This window comes from Candidatus Methylomirabilota bacterium, assembly GCA_035260325.1.
GTDB lineage: Bacteria > Methylomirabilota > Methylomirabilia > Rokubacteriales > CSP1-6 > AR19.
Genome location: DATFVL010000222.1, coordinates 1 through 4,118, shown reverse-complemented (window position 1 = coordinate 4,118; position 4,118 = coordinate 1). Strand labels below are relative to the sequence as shown.

Annotated in this window: 3 protein-coding genes and 1 pseudogene; all 4 read left to right on the top strand. The window is 71.2% G+C overall.

The window, feature by feature from the left end; all coding sequences use genetic code 11:
• Window positions 1-1,464, top strand: a 1,464-nt coding sequence (locus VKG64_14110) for a 4-hydroxyphenylacetate 3-hydroxylase N-terminal domain-containing protein (protein HKB26174.1), incomplete at its 5' end; no start/stop codon positions are given.
• On the top strand, window positions 1,461-2,261 hold the full coding sequence (locus VKG64_14105; GenBank protein ID HKB26173.1) for an aldolase/citrate lyase family protein: 801 nt from the start codon (window positions 1,461-1,463) through the stop codon (window positions 2,259-2,261). The genes VKG64_14110 and VKG64_14105, both read left to right, overlap by 4 nt.
• Before the next feature lie 56 nt (window positions 2,262-2,317).
• Window positions 2,318-3,248, top strand: a pseudogene (locus VKG64_14100) (helix-turn-helix domain-containing GNAT family N-acetyltransferase).
• Window positions 3,245-4,118: DMT family transporter (locus tag VKG64_14095; protein HKB26172.1), on the top strand; the 874-nt coding region annotated here is incomplete at its 3' end. The pseudogene VKG64_14100 and the gene VKG64_14095, both read left to right, overlap by 4 nt.

The window sequence follows — 4,118 nt, the reverse complement described above, 5'->3', positions numbered from 1 at the left end:
GGGGAGCGGGTCAAGGACGTCACCGCGCACCCCGCCTTCCGCAACCCGGCCCGCATGCTGGCGCGTCTCTACGACGCGCTCCACGATCCGGCGAGCCAGCCGGTGTTGACGTGCCCGACCGATACCGGGTCGGGCGGTTTTACCCATCGGTACTTCCGCGCGCCGGCGAGCGTCGCCGAGCTCGTCGCCGCGCGCGAGGCGATCGCCGCCTGGGCGCGGCTGACCTATGGCTGGATGGGGCGGTCGCCCGATTACAAGGCGTCGTTCCTCGCCACGCTCGGCGCCAACGCCGAGTTCTACGCCCCGTACCAGGACAACGCCCGGCGCTGGTACCGCATGGCGCAGGAGCGCGTCCTCTTCCTGAACCACGCCCTCGTCCAGCCGCCGGTGGACCGCCACCGCCCGCCCGACGAGGTGGCCGACGTCTACGTGCACGTGGAGAAGGAGACCGACGCCGGGCTCGTCGTCAGCGGGGCGAAGGTCGTCGCCACGGGCTCGGCGCTCACGCACGCGAACTTCATCGCGCATCCCAGCACGACGCCGATCAAGACGAAGCAGTTCGCCGCGGTGTTCATCGCGTCCATGGACACGCCGGGGGTCAAGCTGATCTGCCGCCCGTCCTACGCCATGGCGGCCGACGTGATGGGGAGCCCGTTCGACTATCCCCTCAGCAGCCGCATGGACGAGAACGACGCGATCCTCGTCCTCGACCACGCGCTGGTGCCCTGGGAGAACGTCTTCGTGTACGAGGACGTGGAGAAGTCCAACACCTTCTTCCAGCACTCCGGGTTCTTCCCCCGCGCCATGCTCCACGGCTGCACGCGCCTGGCGGTCAAGCTCGACTTCATCACGGGCCTCCTCCTCCGGGCCGCGGACGCCGTCGGCTCGGCCGCCGAGCGTCACGTGCAGGGCTCGATCGGCGAGGCGATCGCGTGGCGCAACCTCTTCTGGGGGCTCAGCGACGCGATGGCGCGGACCCCGGTTCCGTGGGTCGGCGACACCGTGCTGCCGAACCCGGAGTACGCGCAGGCGTACCGGTTGTTCGCGACCATCGGGTATCCGCGCGTGAAGGAGATCACGGAGAGCATCCTCGGCAGCGGCCTGATCTACCTGAACTCGCACGCGGCCGACTTCCGGACGCCCGCGCTGCGGCCCTATCTCGACAAGTACCTGCGCGGCTCCGACGGCACCGACGCCGTCGAGCGCATCAAGCTCATGAAGCTCCTGTGGGACGCGACCGGCACGGAGTTCGGCGGGCGGCACGAGCTGTACGAGCGCAACTACGCGGGCGCCCCGGAGACGATCCGGTTCCTCACGTGGCAGATGGCGCAGACGAGCGGGCAGGCGGCGCGCTTCAAGGAGTTCGCCGGGCGCTGCCTGGCCGAGTATGATCTCGACGGCTGGCGGGCGCCCGACCTGATCGCGCCCGACGACGTGACTCTTTTCCCGAGGAGGCGAGCATGACGGCGATTCCGAACAAGGTGCGAGAGCGCCTGGCCGCGGGCCAGCTGGCGCTCGGCATGGCGCTGCGGCAGGCGCGCACGGTCGAGATCGGGCGCGTGCTGGCCGCGTGCGGCTACGACTTCGCCTTCCTCGACATGGAGCACAACACGATGGGCATCGACACCGCGGCGCAGATCGCGGTGGCGTGCCACGACGCGGGCGTGACGCCGCTCGTGCGCGTGCCGGGCTACGAGCACTACCTGGCGACGCGCCTCCTCGACGCCGGGGCGATGGGGATCGTCTTCCCGCACGTGGACACGGCCGAGCACGCGCGGGAGCTCGTCGAGAACTGCAAGTACCCGCCGATGGGCCACCGCTCGCTCGGCGGTCCCATGGCGCAGCTCGGGTTCCGCCCCTACCCGCGCGCCGAGTCCACGGCCATCGTCAACCGCGAGACGCTGCTGGTGATGATGCTCGAGACGCCGGCGGCGATCGACAACGCCGACGCGATCGCGGCCGTGCCGGGCGTGGACGTGCTGCTGATCGGCACGAACGACCTGACCCTCGAGATGGGCATCCCCGGCAAGTACGACGACCCCCGGGTGCTGCGCGCCTACGAGACGGTCATCGGCGCCTGCACGCGGCACGGCAAGCACCCGGGGATGGGCGGGATCTACGACCACCCGACCATGGAGAAGTACGTCAAGGTCGGCGCGCGCTTCGTCCTCTGCGGCAGCGACCTCTCCTTCGTCATGGCCGGCGGCCAGGCCCGCGCGGAATTCCTCCGGGGGCTCAAGGTCTCGCGACACTTGACTTAGTCAAATAGATCGTTGACATTGTCACCCAGCCCCCGGGGGGCGCCGGGAGGGTGACGGTGGGCGAGTCGAGCTTCGACCAGCGCGTCGCGGCGGTGCGGCGCTTCAACCGCTTCTACACCAAGCGGATCGGCCTGCTCCACGACGGCTATCTCGAGAGCCCCTTCTCCCTGACCGAGGTGCGCGTGCTCTACGAGCTCGCCCACCGCGCGGAGCCGACCGCGACCGAGCTCGGCCGCGAGCTGGGGCTCGACGCGGGCTACCTGAGCCGCATTCGTGCGCGGCTTCGAGAAGCGCGCCCTGATCCGCCGCACGCCCTCGACGGCCGACGGGCGGCAGACCCTCCTCTCGCTCACCGAGAGGGGCCGGAAGGCGTTCGCCCCACTCCAGGCGCGCTCCCACGACGAGATCGGCGCCATGCTCGGCAGGCTCCCCGCGGCCGGCCAGCGGCGCGTGCTCGAGGCGATGCGCACGATCGAGGGACTGCTCGGCGCCCCCCCTGAGCCGAAGGCGCCGTACCTCCTCCGGCCCCACCAGCCCGGTGACATGGGCTGGGTCGTCCACCGCCACGGCGCGCTCTACGCCCAGGAGTACGGCTGGGACGAGCGGTTCGAGGGGCTCGTCGCGGGGATCGTCGCCAGGTTCGTCGAGCGCTACGACCCGAAGCGGGAGCGCTGCTGGATCGCCGAGCGGGACGGCGAGATCGTCGGCTCCGTGTTCCTCGTCAAGCGCTCGAAGACCGTGGCGCAGCTGCGCCTGATGCTGGTCGAGCCGAAGGCGCGCGGGCTCGGCATCGGCGCGCGCTTCGTGGACGAATGCGTGCGCTTCGCCCGGCAGGCGGGCTACCGCAAGATCACCCTCTGGACCAACAGCGTGCTGCTCGCCGCCCGGCGCATCTACCGGGCGGCCGGTTTCCGCCTGGTCCACAAGGAACGGCATACGAGCTTCGGCCACGACCTGGTCGGCGAGACGTGGGAGCTCCCGCTGTGAGACTTCTGGCCGCCGCCGCGGCGGCGGCGACCGGCATCCAGGTCGGCTCGGCGATGGTGGCCACGCGCTACGTCGTGGATCAGACGGGCCCCGCCTCGCTCGCGCTCCTGCGCTACGCCATCGGGTTCTGCTGCCTGCTGCCGCCCGTGCTTCTCTCGGTGCCGCGCACGCGGTTCGAGCGGCGCGACCTCGCGGCCATCGCGCTCCTCGGCATCATCCAGTTCGGCCTCCTGATCGCCCTCCTGAACTACGGCCTCAAGTTCATTCCGTCCGCGCGCGCCGCGCTGATCTTCGCGACGTTCCCGCTGCTCACGATGGTCGTCGCCGCGGCGCTCGGTCACGAGCGGCTGACGCCGGCGAAGATCCTCGGGGTCCTGCTGACGGTCGTGGGCGTCGGGCTGGCGCTCGGGGAGAAGGCGGTGCAGCGTGACGGCGCGACGGGCGGGTGGGCGGGCGAGCTCGCTGTCTTCCTCGCGGCGGCGAGCGGCGCAGTCTGCAGCGTCCTCTACCGGCCCTATCTGCGGAAATATCCGACGCTACCCGTGAGCGCGTTCGCGATGCTCGCCTCGGTCGGGTTCTTAGCACTCCTCGCCGCGGGCGAGGGCTTCTACGACGCGCTGCCGTGCTTCACTCCGGGCGGCTGGCTCGCCGTCGCCTTCATCGGCGTCGGGAGCGGCGTCGGCTACTACCTCTGGCTCTGGGCGCTCGGCCACGCGCCCGCGACCGAGGTCACGATGTTCCTCGCGCTGAGCCCGATGACGGCGGCGGGCCTGGGCGCGTGGCTGCTCGGGGAGGCGATCTCCGCGCTCGCGCTGCTCGGGCTCGCCTGCGTCGCGCTCGGCCTCTGGCTCGCCCACCGAGGCGCCGACG

Bases quoted from the DNA above. Each gene is read 5' to 3' on its own strand.
- VKG64_14105 (HKB26173.1), top strand. From the start codon at position 1,461: ATGACGGCGATTCCGAACAAGGTGCGAGAGCGCCTGGCCGCGGGCCAG.